Here is a 15,930-nt window from a genome sequence, read left to right as displayed (position 1 = left end):
GAGTAAATGTTGATGAATGAAAGGGATGTATTAACTTTGACTTTGTTCTTCAACGTCAATTCTTAATGACCAACTTCATGAAAGCAATAGTCTTTATTATATTTTTAATCCATCTTCCATTTACAGGTTGTCAAAGCGATAAACAATCCATTCCTTCAATTGAAAACAGTGTCAGCTCCAGTTTCATTCCCCAAAAAATAGCTACTACGGTTATTCCCATACCCCAATTATTGAAGGAAACAACACATTACCGATTCATGTGCGTAGATACTGTCTTTCAGGCTACTAAGTTAGATAGTTTGATTATCGAAATGGAAACCACCTTTGAACAGATAGAAAATTTTGTAGGCCAAAAAAATACATTGCAGAAAATCAACTGCTACCTCTATTCGTCTGCCGAAATCAAAGGTTTGTCTATCCAAAATACAGACCAAAATTCGATTGATTTTCAAACAAATACCGCACACATTGTCTTCAATGAAGTTTATGATAACAATTTTTTGCAGTTAGAAAACCAACTATTACTTCGGCACTCATTAGGCGAACCCAAAACAAAAGCATTGGAAACAGGTTTGGGTATCTATTTCTCTAATCATTGGCAAATAAACGGTTACGAATATTGGGCAAGCAAACTCCATCTTTCGGGCAATATGCTATCTCTGGAAAGTTTGCTGCAAAACGATGTCTTTGAGCAACAATCACCTGTGGTGATGGGCGCAATGTCTGGAGCGTTTGCAGCCTTTTTATTGCAGCATTGGGGAAAAGCGGATTTTTTGAAGCAATACGCCAAAGTCCAGTTTGGAGCAGAAGAAATAGCTCCATTAGAAATCGAATGGCTAGAATTTTTAACCCAATTAAGTACAAAATATCTACCTCAAATAACAGAAAATCAACAAGTCAAAAAAACAAAAACTCTTCCTTACTTCAAAGGCTTCAATTTTGCACATGAAGGCTACAATATCTACGATGGCTACGGTTCGCAACAAGCAACAGAAGCACTAAAGGCTTTGCGGCGATTGGGTAGCAATACTGTTGCGATTGTTCCCTACTCAGGTATTAGAAACCCCAATTCCTTGCAGCCTACGGATATGCGTTTGTGGCGAAGACCAGGTACTGAGAATGATGAAAGTGTGGTTCACGCTGCTTTTCAATCCAAAAAACTGGGCATGGCAACTGTTTTGAAGCCCCAAATTTGGGTGAGAGGAAGTTGGCCTGGTGATGTCGACTTCAATACACAAGAAGAATGGGATATTTTTTTTGAACGGTATTACCATTGGATGCTGCACTATGCAATGTTGGCAGAAATCCATGATTTTGAAGTGCTTTGTGTCGGGGTTGAGTTTGCAAAAGCAACTTTGAAGCACCCCGAAAAATGGCGAACCATGATTCATCAAATCAAGCAATTCTACAATGGATCCGTTACCTATGCTGCAAATTGGGGTGAGGAGTTTGAAAATACGGTTATTTGGGATGCGGTGGACTTTATTGGCATCAATTGTTATTACCCTTTGAGCAAACAAGAAAATCCGAGCAAACAGGAACTTCAAAAGGGTTTTGAAACGGCTTTGAGTAGGATAGAAGCGGTCGCCAAAAAATACGATAAAAAGGTGGCTTTCACCGAAATTGGATTCAGAAGTATCGAAAAACCTTGGATCAATCCGCATCACTACGAATGGGGAGATAAACCGAACTATATGGAAGAAGATCAACACCGATGCTATCAAGTAGTCATGGAGGCATTGCAGAATAGGGAATGGTGTCGAGGTATTTTGTGGTGGAAATGGCCTTCGTATCTGTCACATAGTCAGGAAGATAAAACAGAATTTGCGCCAAATGGTAAAATGGCGGAAAGGGTAGTGGAGAAGTGGTTTAAGGAATGATTGTAGTTTTTTTTTTCATTTGTGTTGATAATTCGCAAATTAATGTAGAAAAAATAGTCCTACTTGCAACTAAGTGCAGTTTAAAGCACCTCTCTTTAACAGGAATACTATTGTATTTTAACCAAAAGTCAACATACAAATGCCTCGCACTATTTTACCTGTATTTCTCCTAATACTCACATTTTGGATAACATCTTGTAGCGAAACCAATCAAACTCCAATACCAACTACTTCAGAACTTTCTACAAAAGCGAAAGAACAAGTCCATCCATTGATGGGTTCATGGGAAATGAAAGAAATCCATTGGAAAACGCCTGATACCACCTATTCTATTCAAGAAGCCCATCCAGGTATTTTTATGATTAATTCAACAAAACAGCTAAAGGATTCCCCCACTATACCGAAGGTTAGTGGAGGGAGGAATTTAGCTACGTCATTATTGACCTTGTGATTGGATGTATTTTTTAATAACATCTATTTTATGTAAATTTACACCATCTTATGCTAATCACCAAAACATACAAATACCGAATTTATCCTACCCAAAAACAAGAAAGTAGGATGACTAACCACATGAATATGAGTCGGTATGTTTGGAATTGGCATTTAGGCGGAATGATGAAGCAGTACAAGGATAGCAAAACCTTTCCTTCGATGATTGAACAACAAAACCTACTGCCTAAACTAAAGGAAGAAAAGCCGTGGTTTAAGAATGTTTATTCCATGGTGCTGCAAGACGCCAATAGAAGACTACACAAAGCACTCATTACATTTTTTAAATCCAAGAAAGAGGGAAACACCGATACAGGATTTCCTAAATACAAGAAAAAAGGACAGTGGAATAGCTTGAACTATACCGATTACGGCAGAAATATGCCAAGTTACTTTTCTACCATGAATCGCAAAATCGGTAAAGAAAAAGCGAATAACCATATCCCTGTTCCAAAAATAGGCTTTGTCAAAATAAAACGGCACCGAGAACTCCCCAAAGGAGCAGTCGTGAAAACCATGTCCATCATCAAGGATGGATGCAAGTGGTTTACCTGTTTCACCTTTCAGTTTGAAAAAGCTGTTAAAGAAGTGCCTAAACAGGACTTGCTAACACATTCAGTAGGAATAGACATGGGTTTGAATGATTTTGTTTATACCAGTGGCGGTTTATCAGAACCACTACCCAAGTTTTACCGAAAACGAGAAAAGCATTTGGCTAAGGTGCAGCGCAAGTTATCCAAGGCTAAGAAACGAAGCGCAAGATATTACAAACTACTTAAAGCGGTTCAGAAAGCGCATTACCGTGTCAAAATGCAACGGCAAGAGTTTCATCATCAAGTAGCGAATTGGTTGTTAAAACACTATGATTTGATAGCTATTGAAGATTTGGCTATTAAAAACATGATTCGCAAAGCCAAGCCTAAGCAAGACGAAGAAGGTAATTTTACTCGCAACGGCAGAAAAGCGAAATCGGGACTTAGTAAATCTATTGCAAATGCAGGTTGGTACTCCTTTCGTGTAATCTTGGAAAATAAGGCTAAGGAACTTGGAAAGGTAGTCGTAGCTATTGCGCCACAGTACACAAGTCAGAAGTGTAGTGGTTGTGGCGCAACAGTAAAGAAAGCCTTATCAGTTAGAACACATAGCTGCAATGAGTGTGGTTTTACGGCAAACCGTGACCACAATGCAGCCATAAACATATTGACTCTCGGACTGGAGAGTTTAGGGCTATATGCCTATGATGCCCCCACTATACCGTTAGGTTAGTGGCGGGAGCAGTCACAGACGAAGAATGAAAATAGTGCTGCAAAAAGCACATTTAAAAAAATAAGACCCCTTCAAAGATTGTTCCTTGAAAGGGTTGAAATATTTATTCATTATTAAAGATTATCAGCTCGTTATCCAATCCTTTACCGTGTCCAACAAGCCCACTTTTCCCTGCAATTTCACCTTATCTTTTGTTGCCAATACACACAACTGCGCCATCAACTCTGTAGCCGTAGCTGCACTTTGCACATTGGCGAAATTCACCTCATCCAAGTCAAACTTTGCAGCCGAAGCCACTTGTGCAATGCCATCCACACTCAGTTTCATCCCTGCCTTCAAAAAATCCCTTGAAGGTCCCGTATGCCGAACCGTTGGCGCATGGCTATTTTTTGCCCAAAAGTGACCAATCGCATGGAAAACATGCCCTTCCTCCCAATCAAAACGAACCGCCACCACAGGCGCATCGTATTTGACCAACAAATCATGACTTGCCGCTTCAATTTTCACCTTTTCGTGGTTCAAAACTTCAATCGGGTGACTTCCCCACAACCACCACTGAGGATCCGCCCCCAGCACCACAATATCCGACCAAAGACTGTCCATAGTAGGCTCAACAGAAATCACTTCCGTCCCCGTATTCTTCCGATTCCAACGTACCATGCCCTCGAATTTCGTTTCCAAAATCTTGTCCAAAGCCCAATCAGAACTCACCAACCAACCACCTTGTCGTACAAAAGCTTCAATATTATTCAGCAAAACTTCATCATACTTACCCGAACAGTTCACAAAAGCAATATCGGCTTTCATCAATCCATTTTTGTTAGGGTTCACCTCAGTAGGAATTTTCAGTACTTCCAACACCTTTTCGGCTTGGTCGTAATCTCCCGAAAACACCACTACTTGCCCCTTCCGAATCCGCTTCAATACCTCTAAGTATTCAGGCTGATGCTCCGCAAAACGTTGTTTCACAGATAGAGCCGCTATTTTGTATGCCTTTTCCATTTTGATTTGGTAATTTTAAACAAGAATTTGTGGATTTGGAGGAATAAAAATTCCAAACGAGAATTGCTTTTATCCACTATAAATGAGCAATTCCTCCGAAACCCAAAATTCCTGTTGCTGTTATAAGTCGCCCCACAGAGCATCGAACTCTGAACTCAAGCTTCAAAGGCTCGTATGTTAGCCATTTACACCACAGGGCAAGATTGGATATTGGATACTCAAAAATATCTATTATCCAATATCCGATTTTGTGGAGAGAGTCGGTACCGAGCCGACCACCTTTTGTGCTTCAAACAAACGCTCTACCATCTGAGCTATCCCTCCATTTTTTTTTGTGTTTAGGTGTTTAAGTCATACTTCCTACTTCTTAAAAAAAAAATCGTGCAAGTTATCAGAGCGAAGCGTGCATCAATTTGAGGCTTCTCTGCGGGTGCGTTATTACACGTTCTTTAAAGGATGGCTACCTTCAAGCCCACCTTCCCGACTCTTCTGTCGCCCAAACCTTCTCGCCCGTCCTTTGAGTTGAGTTTTTCAACCCCAAAACGGTACTGTTCCTCTCGTACTAAATGTATGTAAGCTCTAAAATGTTGGGTCACGATTTTGTTGCAGAAGGTGGAGGAGTCGAACCCCTATCCGTAAAGATACCCTGGTGTTCAAGACCAGTTACAGACCAACCTGTGGCACCTTCTTTTTTTTTTAGAAGACAGAATAGAGAAGTGGGAAGTGAGATATTCTCTCCCGATTCTCTAATCTCGCTTCCAAATAGTGGGAATGATAGGACTCGAACCTACTAAACCTTGTGAGTGCTGGTTTTACAGACCAGTGCGACACAACCATCGTCGCCGCATTCCCAGAAACAATCAAAATGTAAATTGAAATAAAAATGAAATCACCTATTCCCCCAACAGACATTCAAAGCATCACCCAAACATCAATAGCACCTAAAGAATCTAAAAAAACAGTTTATCCTCTTCCTCCACCTCTCTCCGAAGCCTCTCCATCCATTCCAACTCATTCTCGTTCAACTCTTTCCCTTTCCAAATCAAATGATAAACAGACAAAAACAATGCACGCCTTTTTCGTACAAAAAGCGGTAACTTTTGCAGCCAGAAATCATCTAAAGTATTCTCTTTTAAATACCCTTCCATCAAGTTCGTCAAAATGAAATCTGCACTTTCCTTTTTGTCTTTCTGCAAAAAACCAAACTTATTGTTTTGCAGTAAATGATACATCACAATCGCAATGTCGTTTATAAAGTGATGATACTCACAGTCATCAAAATCAAAAGGAATGATTTTCTTCTGCTCGTTTATAAAAAAATTACTCTGATGCAAGTCACCGTGAATCAATCCATAACCGTCTTTCGCTGTTGGCAAAGCAGCAATCTGCTCCAACAAAACATCCATCACTTCCAATGCCTTTTCATGTTTTGCATCCGTAGGAATGTATTTTCTTCGATTCGCAAACATATCATCCTCCCACCATTCCTGTCGTTTGTATTTGGGTTTTGAAGGCGTGAAATCTTTGGTCAAACGGTGCATTTGTCCCAAAACTCTGCCCCATTCTTGCAGCAAATCTGCACTCCAATCCTTTACTTCAATCAACCTTCCCTCCGCTTTCTCAAACGTATAAGCCAAAAAATAACCTTCCTTTGCTTCAATCATTTCAATCAACTCTCCATTCACAGAAGAAATCGCAGCAGGTGTTTGTACGCCATTGACTGCCAAATAATTGACAAACTCCAATTCTCCCATCAGATAGTCTTTCGTTCGGCGAACACTGTGGGTAATTTTCATAATAAATTGCTGTCCATCTCCTCGTTCTATCTCATACACAAAACTTTCAAAACCGCCTAAGTCTTTTGTTTGCTGCATGGAGCTCCCAAAGCGTTTTGCAGCTTCGGTGAGGATTTGGTCGTTGTAGAGTTTTTGAGTTGCTGGAATCATTTATTGCAGATTTTATTTGAACCTACAATTTCATTAATTTTCATTTAATATTGAAGGATGGCTCTCAGAATTAGCAAATTTTATTTGGGAACCAATACCAAATCATTATCAATAGCTATCCCTGCTATCATCACATCATTATGCCCAATCGGTTTTCCTGTTTTTCTTAGATTCGCATAAATACCTGCTGCCACTTTTGCCGATGTCAATGTAAGAGGAATTACATTGTTTAACCGCACAAATCGTTCAAATTTTGCCAGTTGTCTTCTTGCATCCTTATACATCAAACCGTTCATTATTTCGTAATAAGTCACTACACTTATATGAACAAATCCATGCTCAACCAAATATGTATCAATTTTCTCAATTACCTTTGTATGGTCACGAAAATAATAAGAAACCGTATCTGTATCTAATATTGCTTGTTTCATAGCTCTACTTCTCTATTAAACAACTCATTACCTGAATCTTTAGCAATATTCAAATAGTCTTCAAAGTCCGTTTCACTCATATCTGACCATGCCCCAGCTAATTGAAGAATAGCATTGCGGTTTTTCTCTTTATTTTTAATTCCCTCCTGAATATCAGTCAAATAATTATCTATCTGTTGCAGATAATCTATTGGAATCAAACTTAACTTATGTAGAACAGATTGATATAATTCTGCTTGTACCATAATTGTGTTCAAAATTTTGTTGAAAAAAGAAAACAAATATAACCATTCCTTGGTTTTCAATCCTCAAAATCAAAGAACTAAATCATTCAAAATTCACCATTATACCTATACAAAATTATAAAAAAGCGGAGAGTGAGAGATTCGAACTCTCGACACAATTACTCGTGCATCTCATTAGCAGTGAGACTCCATAGACCACTCGGACAACTCTCCTGTTATATCAATATTTTTATTTTTTGTCTCGCTTCTCGCCTCTTACTTCTTGCTTCCAAATTGAAAAATAACCCCCAAAACCAACCGACTTCGAGGGTCTTTAACAAACTATCTAATCAACATTCAACTATGCGTTTTTTTGGGTGCAAAACTTTGGCAACGGCTTCACGCCTTGCCAACAGTTGCAGCAGGACGCTCAGGCAATTCCATTTCCAAAATCTCCATCAACAATTCCAAACGAGATGGACGATTCAAAAACGGAATCAAGTTCGGCAATGAGTAGTAATCCCCACCGAAAGTAAACGTATCAACAGGCAATTGCTTCGCTTTCATTTGCTTCTCGATATAGCCACTCGCATGACCGACCTTCACCAAAATCACATTCGCATCCGTCTTCAATTCTTGCATATACTTTTCGTAGGTCTTAGTGAAATAAGGAGCCGCATTCTCACCCTCATCCGTCACGATAATGATTTGTTCCACTCTTATCTTTTTCACTCTCAAAGCCTCCAAAGGTGCGCCAATACTCGTAGAACCACCTGCTCGAATCAAACGAAACGCCTTTTCCCAGTCGGTCAATTCCTCGCCACGAGCCTTGACTTCATAAGGCATAGAATCAAACGCATATACATGCAAATCCGATTCACTAATCCCCGAAATCATCGCAGCCAAACGCTTACCAATCTCAATCGCACTTTCCATCGAACCCGACTTGTCCACAAACAAAGCCGTTGACTTCAGAATCTTACCCTTGCGCTTGATTTGTTCGTTGGTGATGTTCTCCAACTTTTCGGTAGTTTCGGCATCCATTTTCGTTGCATCAGAAGCCACTCGTGCCTTGAAAGCAGAAACCCGATTCGACTTTGCAGCCTCCTCCAATTTGCTATCAATCAAAGCCTTGACTTCTGGGTGTTCCATCGCCCCTCTGGTTTTCAATGACTTCAAATTGTTAATCACCTCTTGTGGCGACATCACCCCAATCAAAGCCACCAAAACCGTAGGAGTCAGCTTGTTCACCGTACCGACCGCCACTGTATAAGGAATGTTGTATTCCACAATCATTTGCGCTTGTTCAGTAGCAGATTGCGCCTTCGCCAACTGCTTCACCATGTAGGGCAAACTTCCCTTTGGTGGGTCGTTCTTGAACAAAATCGCATCGGCTCGCTTTGAAGGCTTGATGTGCAGACCCGCATACAATTGCTTCATTGCCTTACGTCCACGCACGACCGTTTTATCGAAAAATTGGTCTTTTCCTTCTCGCTTACGCAGGTAATATTTCACCGCAGTTCGAGCAGAACGAGGCACTTTGTTGTTGAATTTCTTCATAAAATCCACCACTCTCGCCACTTGGTAAGGCGGCAATTCTTGCAACAGCGCAAAACCTGCATCTCGAAAAACGGACTCATCACTTGTCAGCAAGTTGGCAATGAACACTTCTTTGTGGTCACGAACATCGCCGTTGTATTGATACCAAACCGCCAAGTGACCGTAAAACAATGGATCTAATTCGAGCATATCGCTGTGCAATTCTGCTACTTTCCCCAAATCACGGTGAGGTGTAGTCAACAGACTGTTTAGCATATCCAATCGCAAATCTCGTTCATTTTTAGTCATCTGTGTCATTGCTTTAAAAATTGTTTTATTGTTAAATTGTTGTATTGCTAAGAGTTTGAAGTGACATCTTACTATCTAAGAAAGAAAACCACGTTTCCCCAACCTCGAAACCGAAGCCACCACATCATTCACCGCCACCTCCAATCTCTCCGCCAAACCTTCCACTTCAAAATCATTATCATCCGTTTCCATTGCAGTCAGCACTTCCAAAACTTTTTGATCAAAATAAATGTGGTCAAACTCACCCTTCAATATCGCTTCAATCTTTTGAATCACTCCATCCCCTCGATTGTTCAAAAAACACTCGCCACCCGTCATTTTTGCCATCACTTCAAAAGGCACTTGAGCAGCAGGTGTGGTCATGGCAAGGCCATAGACTTTCACCCGATTTTCCTCCGCAGCAGCTGTCACCGAATACACATCCAAACCACTTGGACACTGATTCGCCCAACTATCTCCATGACTCGCAAAACTTTCCGCACCACCCGTCACCTCCTTCAGCCAAGCTGCAAAAGCGTGAGGCGGAGCATCACCAACCAAAAGGGCAAAACGGCAACTGTGTGTACGCCATTGCATCTTTTTGCAGGCATCAAAAACACCTTGATACACCGCTTCGGGCGCATCTCCACCGCCACTTGGCTGCAATTTGTTGATGTTCATTTGCATCTTTTTCAAGTCAGCAGTCAATGGGTAAATACGGGTCACAAAACTTTTGTCTTGTGGCGGATGGTCTCGATATTCAACCAAACCAATTTGCAGATTAATGTCGTTGTTTGCCGACAATCGTTCCAACACCTTCAATAACTGCGCTTTGGCTGCATTGATAAAACCGCCCATGCTTCCCGTTGTGTCAATCACAAAACAGACATCTACTTGATTCAATTGTGCTTCAAGACTGTTGTCAGCCATTGCAGTGGATGCCGTCGCTTTGTCTTTATTTTTGAAGAAGTTGAACATGGATGATAGTTTTTTTGGTTTATCAGAAGATTACAATAGTTTTCAAAATTTTTGGAAACTATTGTGATTTAGTTAGCTCGGTAGGATTCGAACCTACAACCCGCTGATTAAGAGTCAGCTGCTCTGCCGATTAAGCTACGAGCCAATTTTAAGCACTTCAAATTAGACTACAAAAGTTTTGGAAACTTTTGTAGTCTGAATCGGATATGAAGTAGGTAAGATTGGACTCGAACCAATGACCTTCGCCTTATCAGAGCGATGCGCTAACCAAAACTGTGCTACTTACCTATTTTTTGTAGTTGGCGATTGATGACTAGCTTTTTCAAAACCATTCACTAATCACCATTCAACTATTCACAAAATCAGTACTCTGAGTGGGATTCGAACCCACACTGGTACGGGTCTAAGCCGTATGCCTCTGCCGATTGGGCTACCAGAGCATTTTTTGAAAATTCAAATTCAAGGTTCAAATTCAATTTTATAAAAATAAGTCGCATAAGTGGGTAAAGCGTGTGACACTTATCAGTAGATGGGATTCGAACCCACAATCTTTCCAAATACTTGGAACGGACTCTCCAATTGTCCTACTACCGCCCTGTAGTATGTATGCTTTATCGGTTGGGATGCGACTATTTCCTTGATTTTGTGGGCGTAGTAGGGCTCGAACCTACGACTCGCTGATTAAAAGTCAGCTACTCTAGCCATCTGAGTTATACACCCTTGAAATTGGATATTGAGATATTTAAACGCCAATATCTTAATATCTAATCTTGAACTCCCGACGGGACTCGAACCCGCAATAACTGCATAGAAAGTGCAGTGGCTTAACCATTTGCCCACAGGAGCATTCCTTCAAAACTTTGACAACGGTTGCAAACCTTGTCAGCAGTTACTACTAAAAATTGGAGCAGGTAGAGAGAATCGAACTCTCCTCCTAGGTGTGGAAGACCTTCACATTACCGATATGCTATACCTGCTTTTTTGATTGTTTTTAACTGTTGGCAAAGTTGAAAACTGTTGCCAAAGTTCTAAAACATGGTAGGCAAGATAGGATTCGAACCTATGACCTTCGCCGTGTAAAGACGTTGCTCTGAACCGACTGAGCTACTCACCTATTTTGTTGTGTTTGTAGAGACGTTTTACTAAAACGTCTCTACGTATCTGTGCATTTATCAGGGTTATCTGATAAATTTATGATAAAAGAAAAACATCACGCAAGTTGGTAAAGCCGTGTTGTTAAACACAGGGATTGAACCTGTAACCTTCAGAACCCAATTCTGACGCTCTAACCAGTTGAGCTAGTATGTATGCTTTGCAGCGTTGGGGCGCGATGTTTTTGGTTATTGTTTCTTCAACTATTGACAAAGCCTGAGCCATTGTCAAAGTTTTATCAGGACTAATCCAAGAAAGCCAAACTTCCAGAACGTGCCTCCGTATTCATGGCAACTTGATGCCAACATGGAAGGTAAATTGTAGCGTGGTCAAGGTGTTTGACCGTTCCACGAGCATAAACACCTGGATTTCTACGCATTACTGTCCAACTCCATTTCTTTGCCTCTGGATTGGTTTGCAGGTAGGCTCGGTATTCTTTTTCAAGCAAACCTTCTCGAAATTTGTAACAAACATAGACTTGTGTTCCACCAGTTCGGAAAACCTCTTGAATGATGTGTGGTTTTCCACCCCCTGCACGTCTCAAAGGTTCATTTTTCAAAACCATAAATGTTTCTTCTTTTCGCAGCACCATCTTAGGCTGTGGAATGAAAAACCATTCACCTTGTCGAATAAATGCTTTGTTATGTCGCTTGTTGCGATTTTGGAGTTTCACCCCTTTTCGCTTCAATGCTTGCGTTACCATTGCAGGTTTGAGGCCGTCCATTGCTTGATGTACTTTGGTAATATTATTGCTTACCGAAGCTGCAAACCAATGACGCTCATCGTGTCCGCAAAGAAATTTCTGAACATCGTTGTCTTTTGGATTGATGTTAGTGTTTTCATTGACTCCTACCAAAATCAAGTGTCGCAGTTTGGGCTGAATATCAGTGGCATAAATCACCAATTCTTTGTCCTTTTCTGCCTGAACGACTTGCAGTTTGAAATATTCCTTTCGGGTATTTTCTACAATGTCAAGCGTAAAAGAAGATTCTACACCTTTCTCCTTTTGGACATCTATTTGAAGGTTTGCTCCAATTCGGGCAAACTGTTTTTGTAAATTTTGTGTGTTCATGATTGAAGGTTTTTAGGAGGCAAGATGTAGGAAGCAGGAGGTAAGACAAATTTCTTACTTCTTGCCCCTTTGCTCTTGCTTACCATCTAAATTTTATAAAAGCATATTGATTTGCTGCAATGCTTTCCATTTGGCTCGTTCTTGTTTGTAAGCCTCTTTTTCTTTGTGTCCTGCTTCCCATTCTTTGAATTCACCTTTGGGGTGGGATGCAAGCAGTGCTTTGAATTTTTCCCAAAGTTGAAGTAGTAATGTTTTCATAGTCAAATGATTTTGTAGTGATGAATGTTATTATTGTAGCAGAGATAGGATTCGAACCTACGGCCCTCTGGGTCCAGACCAGATGCGCTAACCAGCTGCGCTACTCCACTATTTTTTTTGTGTTTAGGTTGATAATTGTATTTGTGTGTTTATAGTTACGTTCTGTATCTAATAACTAGTCATTAAAATAAAATCATTGTATAAGTCAGAAAAGCGTGTGTTGTTACGTGGGATTCGAACCCACAATGAACTTTCGTTCAACAGATTTGCAGTCCGTCGCCTATACCAGTTTGGCAAGTATGTATGCTTTACATGTTGGGATACAATAATTTATTTTCTTCAATTGGTAGCGGAGGTGGGACTCGAACCCACGACCTTTTGCTTATGAGACAAACGAACTGCCGCTGCTCTACCCCGCTATCTTTTTTGTTGTGTTAGGGTGTTGGTGTTTTAGTGTGTTAAAGTGTTTTTTTGTATGGTTATAAAATGGATTATCGATTTACTTAGCGGGTCCTACGGGATTCGAACCCGTGTCGCCTGATAGACAGTCAGGCAGGATGTCCTGGCTACCACAAGAACCCTTTTTTACGATGGACGACTGACGAAAAACGGCAGACGGTTTCGCACTATGCTATTTGTCATATTTTTGAAAAAAACAGCCTTTCGCACAAGTTGTTAAAGCGTTGTTACTAAGTGCTCTACCACTGAGCTACAGTCCCTTTTTCATTGATGACGTATCCTGTCGCTGGCTTGTAGGGTTTTGTTATGTGTTTTCCCTACAAGGAGAAAACGAGGATGCGCCTTTCTTACTTTTTGTGGAACTGGTAGGAATCGAACCTACGACCTCTCGATTAAAAGTCGAAACAGTATGTAAGCTTTGACGGTGAGGGTGCGAAGCCGTTTTTATTTTGAAGTAGAGACGTTTTACTAAAACGTCTTTACATCTTTATATTGATAAATGTGTTACTGTATATTTGATAAAAATTACCGCATAAGTCGTAAAAGCGTTCGTGTCATACGCAGGGATCGAACCTGCGACAAACGGATCTTCAATCCATTGCTCTACCAATTGAGCTAGTATGTAAGCTTTGACTGTTGGGATGCGGTAAAATATCTTGGAAAAAACAACGTCTCGCACAAGTTGTAAAAGCGGTTTTACTAAGTGCTCTACCTGCTGAGCTACAACTCCATACCTTAATTTATACTTCAGCTATTACCAAAGCTATAAGCTGTTGGCAAAGTTTTTAACAAATGGTGGAGTTGGCAGGATTCGAACCTGCGACACCTTGATTTTCAGTCAAAAAGTATGTAAGCTTTGACGATTGGGGTGCGATGTTGTTTTTTAATTTTATCTTTTGTATTCAAAGAACTCGTTGTTATGAGGTGTTCAAAATCTAAGCCTCATTTATTGTTATTTTTTCTAAAAAAGGTATTGGCTGTGCTTTTCCATGATTTTCTTCCATTATTGCCAAGGTTAGTTTTATGGGGTTGCCAATACCTATATTGATGATTACTAAATATTTTTGCATGGTTGTATAGTTGTATGGTTAGGGGATTTAGAAATCTGACTTCCCAATTCTCTCCTCTCACTTCCCAATACTATCCATACACGGCTTCAGGTCGGACGATGATATCACCGCTGGGTCGAAAATCTACTACATAACCTTGCAGTTTATCTGCACCTACTTCAAGGTATTGAGCAACAGCTTGTTTGATTGCAGTAGTCGATAAGTTGCCGTTTAGGTTAAGGTTTTGACGATTGATATCGTAAGATTGACCATTGTATCGAACGTGAATCATGATTGTTTTTGTTTTTAAAGGTTAAACAATTGACTTTTAGTTTTTAGTGGACACAAAAAAACCCACTTTGCTATTTTTGCTCAGTGGGTCGTGTTTGTTCATCAAATTGATTGTATGATTGTCAATTGAGTTGATGTTTGAACCCACCTATACTTGTATCTCTTCCTCCATTATCACTGCCCACAAAACTCCCTGCTTCCGATTTTATCGGTTGGGGTAGTTCGTTTTTGAGGCATACGATATGTTGAGGAAATAAGATCATGTTTGATTGTTTTATGTTTTTTAGGTTGTTGTTTGTGTAATACGTGTTGATAAACTGCAAGAGGGCGGATATAGTTCCATCGTGAGTATTTTTTTTGAAGAAAATTAAAAAATGATTGAATTGACTGTAAGAGAAACAGGCTTAACTATCTGATAATCAATTTAATTGAAGCAAAATAAAAATTTTCAAGAAAATACATTCTTTACCGAATCAATTTTTCAAACAGCCAATGGGTAAAATAAGCCTGATTATTCAATCCCCCACTCCTTCAAAATCTCCTCCGTATGTTCTCCCGAAGCAGGGGCACCCGATTGTACCTCTGAATGGGTTCGGCTAAATCTTGGAGCAGGAGCAGGTTGCATCATTCCATTTACATCAATATAAGTATTGCGCTCCACATTGTGAGGATGTTGTTGGGCTTCCATAAAATCCAGCACAGGTGCAAAACAAACATCTGTACCCTCCATGATTTCACACCATTCATCCCTTGTTTTTGCTTTGAAAACCACCTCCAACTGTTCTTTCATTGAAGGCCAATTTTTCCTATTCATCTGTGCGCCAAAAATTGCAGGGTCGAGTTTGGCTTTCTCCATGAGTAGTGCATAAAATTGGGGTTCAAGTGAGCCTATCGAAATATGTTTTCCATCTTTTGTTTCATATGTATCATAGAAAGGTGCACCCGAATCGAGTAAATTAACTCCCCTTTTAGGCGACCACATTCCCATGGCATGAAGCGAGTTGAACATCGCCATCAAGACCGCCGAACCATCGGTCATTGCAGCATCTATAACTTGACCCTTGCCTGATTTTTGTACTTCAAGGAGTGCTGCCAAAATACCCATCACCAAAAACATTCCACCTCCCCCATAATCACCCACCAAATTAAGCGGAGGCACGGGTTTTTCGTGCGCTCGACCAGTTGCAAACAGCGCACCTGTGAGCGAAATATAATTGATATCATGCCCAGCAGCCTGCGCCAACGGGCCCGTTTGTCCCCAACCTGTCATGCGTCCATAGACCAATTTAGGATTTCTCGACATACATACATCAGGTCCAATTCCCAAACGCTCCATCACTCCAGGACGAAAGCCTTCAAACAATACATCGGCTTTCTCCACCAGTTGCAGCAAAGTTTCGATACCTTTTGGGTCTTTGAGATTCAAGGCAATAGAGCGTTTCCCTCTACGGCTGCAATCAGGCATTCGCCTCATTTTGGGGTCGATTTTTCGTTCTACTAAAATCACTTCTGCTCCCATATCGGCCAGCAACATTCCTGCGAAAGGGCCTGGCCCAAGTCCACCCATTTCAATGATTTTGATTCCTTTAAGAGGTCCCATGTT

16 protein-coding genes and 19 tRNA genes are annotated in these 15,930 nt (G+C 40.6%); 3 read left to right on the top strand and 32 right to left on the bottom strand.

Translation table 11 applies throughout. The features are described 5' to 3' along the window. Positions 1-77 precede the first annotated feature (77 nt). From R3E32_07310 to R3E32_07300, 3 genes are all read left to right on the top strand, one after another. A complete protein-coding gene (locus R3E32_07310) occupies positions 78-1,880 on the top strand; it encodes a hypothetical protein (protein ID MEZ4884515.1) in 1,803 nt (600 codons plus the stop codon). 139 nt (positions 1,881-2,019) lie between these two features. Continuing rightward, entirely contained in the window at positions 2,020-2,331 is a 312-nt protein-coding gene (locus tag R3E32_07305) for a hypothetical protein (protein ID MEZ4884514.1), read from the top strand. 50 nt (positions 2,332-2,381) lie between these two features. Beyond that, complete coding sequence (locus tag R3E32_07300) at positions 2,382-3,638, top strand: transposase (GenBank protein MEZ4884513.1); 1,257 nt, start codon at positions 2,382-2,384, stop codon at positions 3,636-3,638. Positions 3,639-3,761: 123 nt separating this feature from the next. Here the strand turns inward: R3E32_07300 and R3E32_07295 are convergent, their stop codons facing one another. From R3E32_07295 to R3E32_07140, 32 genes are all read right to left on the bottom strand, one after another. Next, positions 3,762-4,640: a hypothetical protein gene (locus R3E32_07295; GenBank protein ID MEZ4884512.1), complete on the bottom strand. Its 879-nt coding sequence runs from the start codon at positions 4,638-4,640 to the stop codon at positions 3,762-3,764. A gap of 127 nt (positions 4,641-4,767) precedes the next feature. After that, positions 4,768-4,840, bottom strand: a tRNA-Gln gene (locus R3E32_07290). A gap of 51 nt (positions 4,841-4,891) precedes the next feature. Next, positions 4,892-4,964 (bottom strand) — tRNA-Phe (locus R3E32_07285). Between the two features lie 125 nt (positions 4,965-5,089). Then, positions 5,090-5,236, bottom strand: a complete 147-nt coding sequence (locus tag R3E32_07280; GenBank protein ID MEZ4884511.1) for a hypothetical protein — start codon at positions 5,234-5,236, stop codon at positions 5,090-5,092. Positions 5,237-5,246: 10 nt separating this feature from the next. Beyond that, positions 5,247-5,329 (bottom strand) — tRNA-Ser (locus R3E32_07275). A 77-nt stretch (positions 5,330-5,406) separates the two neighbouring features. Next, positions 5,407-5,492, bottom strand: a tRNA-Tyr gene (locus tag R3E32_07270). Positions 5,493-5,590: 98 nt separating this feature from the next. After that, complete coding sequence (locus R3E32_07265) at positions 5,591-6,586, bottom strand: phosphotransferase (GenBank protein ID MEZ4884510.1); 996 nt, start codon at positions 6,584-6,586, stop codon at positions 5,591-5,593. A gap of 80 nt (positions 6,587-6,666) precedes the next feature. Continuing rightward, complete coding sequence (locus tag R3E32_07260) at positions 6,667-7,017, bottom strand: type II toxin-antitoxin system VapC family toxin (GenBank protein ID MEZ4884509.1); 351 nt, start codon at positions 7,015-7,017, stop codon at positions 6,667-6,669. After that, a complete protein-coding gene (locus tag R3E32_07255; GenBank protein MEZ4884508.1) occupies positions 7,014-7,262 on the bottom strand; it encodes a hypothetical protein in 249 nt (82 codons plus the stop codon). The genes R3E32_07260 and R3E32_07255 overlap by 4 nt, the downstream gene beginning before the upstream one ends. Positions 7,263-7,388: 126 nt before the next feature. Further along, positions 7,389-7,475: transfer RNA gene (locus R3E32_07250), tRNA-Ser, on the bottom strand. A 165-nt stretch (positions 7,476-7,640) separates the two neighbouring features. Continuing rightward, the gene (locus tag R3E32_07245) at positions 7,641-9,089 is read right to left on the bottom strand and encodes a hypothetical protein (protein ID MEZ4884507.1); all 1,449 of its coding nucleotides are present in this window, start codon (positions 9,087-9,089) and stop codon (positions 7,641-7,643) included. Positions 9,090-9,164: 75 nt separating this feature from the next. After that, complete coding sequence (locus tag R3E32_07240) at positions 9,165-10,046, bottom strand: VWA domain-containing protein (protein ID MEZ4884506.1); 882 nt, start codon at positions 10,044-10,046, stop codon at positions 9,165-9,167. A 72-nt stretch (positions 10,047-10,118) separates the two neighbouring features. Further along, positions 10,119-10,191 (bottom strand) — tRNA-Lys (locus R3E32_07235). Between the two features lie 67 nt (positions 10,192-10,258). Then, positions 10,259-10,334 (bottom strand) — tRNA-Ile (locus tag R3E32_07230). A gap of 78 nt (positions 10,335-10,412) precedes the next feature. After that, a tRNA-Leu gene (locus tag R3E32_07225) sits at positions 10,413-10,486 on the bottom strand. A gap of 80 nt (positions 10,487-10,566) precedes the next feature. After that, positions 10,567-10,640: transfer RNA gene (locus R3E32_07220), tRNA-Tyr, on the bottom strand. A gap of 52 nt (positions 10,641-10,692) precedes the next feature. Beyond that, positions 10,693-10,766, bottom strand: a tRNA-Lys gene (locus tag R3E32_07215). 53 nt (positions 10,767-10,819) lie between these two features. Next, positions 10,820-10,892, bottom strand: a tRNA-Glu gene (locus R3E32_07210). A 57-nt stretch (positions 10,893-10,949) separates the two neighbouring features. Continuing rightward, positions 10,950-11,023, bottom strand: a tRNA-Gly gene (locus R3E32_07205). 59 nt (positions 11,024-11,082) lie between these two features. Then, positions 11,083-11,160, bottom strand: a tRNA-Val gene (locus tag R3E32_07200). 122 nt (positions 11,161-11,282) lie between these two features. After that, positions 11,283-11,349 (bottom strand) — tRNA-Pro (locus R3E32_07195). Positions 11,350-11,442: 93 nt separating this feature from the next. Next, a complete protein-coding gene (locus R3E32_07190) occupies positions 11,443-12,270 on the bottom strand; it encodes a hypothetical protein (protein MEZ4884505.1) in 828 nt (275 codons plus the stop codon). Positions 12,271-12,363: 93 nt separating this feature from the next. Then, a complete protein-coding gene (locus R3E32_07185) occupies positions 12,364-12,528 on the bottom strand; it encodes a hypothetical protein (protein MEZ4884504.1) in 165 nt (54 codons plus the stop codon). Positions 12,529-12,564: 36 nt separating this feature from the next. Then, a tRNA-Pro gene (locus tag R3E32_07180) sits at positions 12,565-12,638 on the bottom strand. Positions 12,639-12,749: 111 nt separating this feature from the next. Next, positions 12,750-12,827, bottom strand: a tRNA-Cys gene (locus tag R3E32_07175). A 45-nt stretch (positions 12,828-12,872) separates the two neighbouring features. Continuing rightward, positions 12,873-12,947 (bottom strand) — tRNA-Met (locus R3E32_07170). A gap of 88 nt (positions 12,948-13,035) precedes the next feature. Next, positions 13,036-13,109, bottom strand: a tRNA-Asp gene (locus R3E32_07165). 430 nt (positions 13,110-13,539) lie between these two features. Further along, positions 13,540-13,610 (bottom strand) — tRNA-Phe (locus R3E32_07160). Between the two features lie 312 nt (positions 13,611-13,922). After that, the gene (locus tag R3E32_07155) at positions 13,923-14,057 is read right to left on the bottom strand and encodes a hypothetical protein (protein MEZ4884503.1); all 135 of its coding nucleotides are present in this window, start codon (positions 14,055-14,057) and stop codon (positions 13,923-13,925) included. Positions 14,058-14,127: 70 nt separating this feature from the next. Continuing rightward, positions 14,128-14,328 (bottom strand): hypothetical protein, encoded by a 201-nt coding sequence (locus tag R3E32_07150; protein MEZ4884502.1) that lies wholly within the window; start codon positions 14,326-14,328, stop codon positions 14,128-14,130. Between the two features lie 121 nt (positions 14,329-14,449). Beyond that, positions 14,450-14,590 carry a hypothetical protein gene (locus R3E32_07145; GenBank protein MEZ4884501.1) on the bottom strand — a complete coding sequence of 47 codons (141 nt, stop codon included), beginning with the start codon at positions 14,588-14,590 and terminating at the stop codon, positions 14,450-14,452. 248 nt (positions 14,591-14,838) lie between these two features. After that, positions 14,839-15,927: a CaiB/BaiF CoA-transferase family protein gene (locus R3E32_07140; protein MEZ4884500.1), complete on the bottom strand. Its 1,089-nt coding sequence runs from the start codon at positions 15,925-15,927 to the stop codon at positions 14,839-14,841. Positions 15,928-15,930 lie beyond the last annotated feature (3 nt).

Source organism: Chitinophagales bacterium (genome assembly GCA_041392475.1).
Classification (GTDB): Bacteria; Bacteroidota; Bacteroidia; order Chitinophagales; family UBA2359; genus JAUHXA01.
Note: the sequence above shows the minus strand (reverse complement) of the source record. Positions and strands in the feature narration are given on the sequence as shown.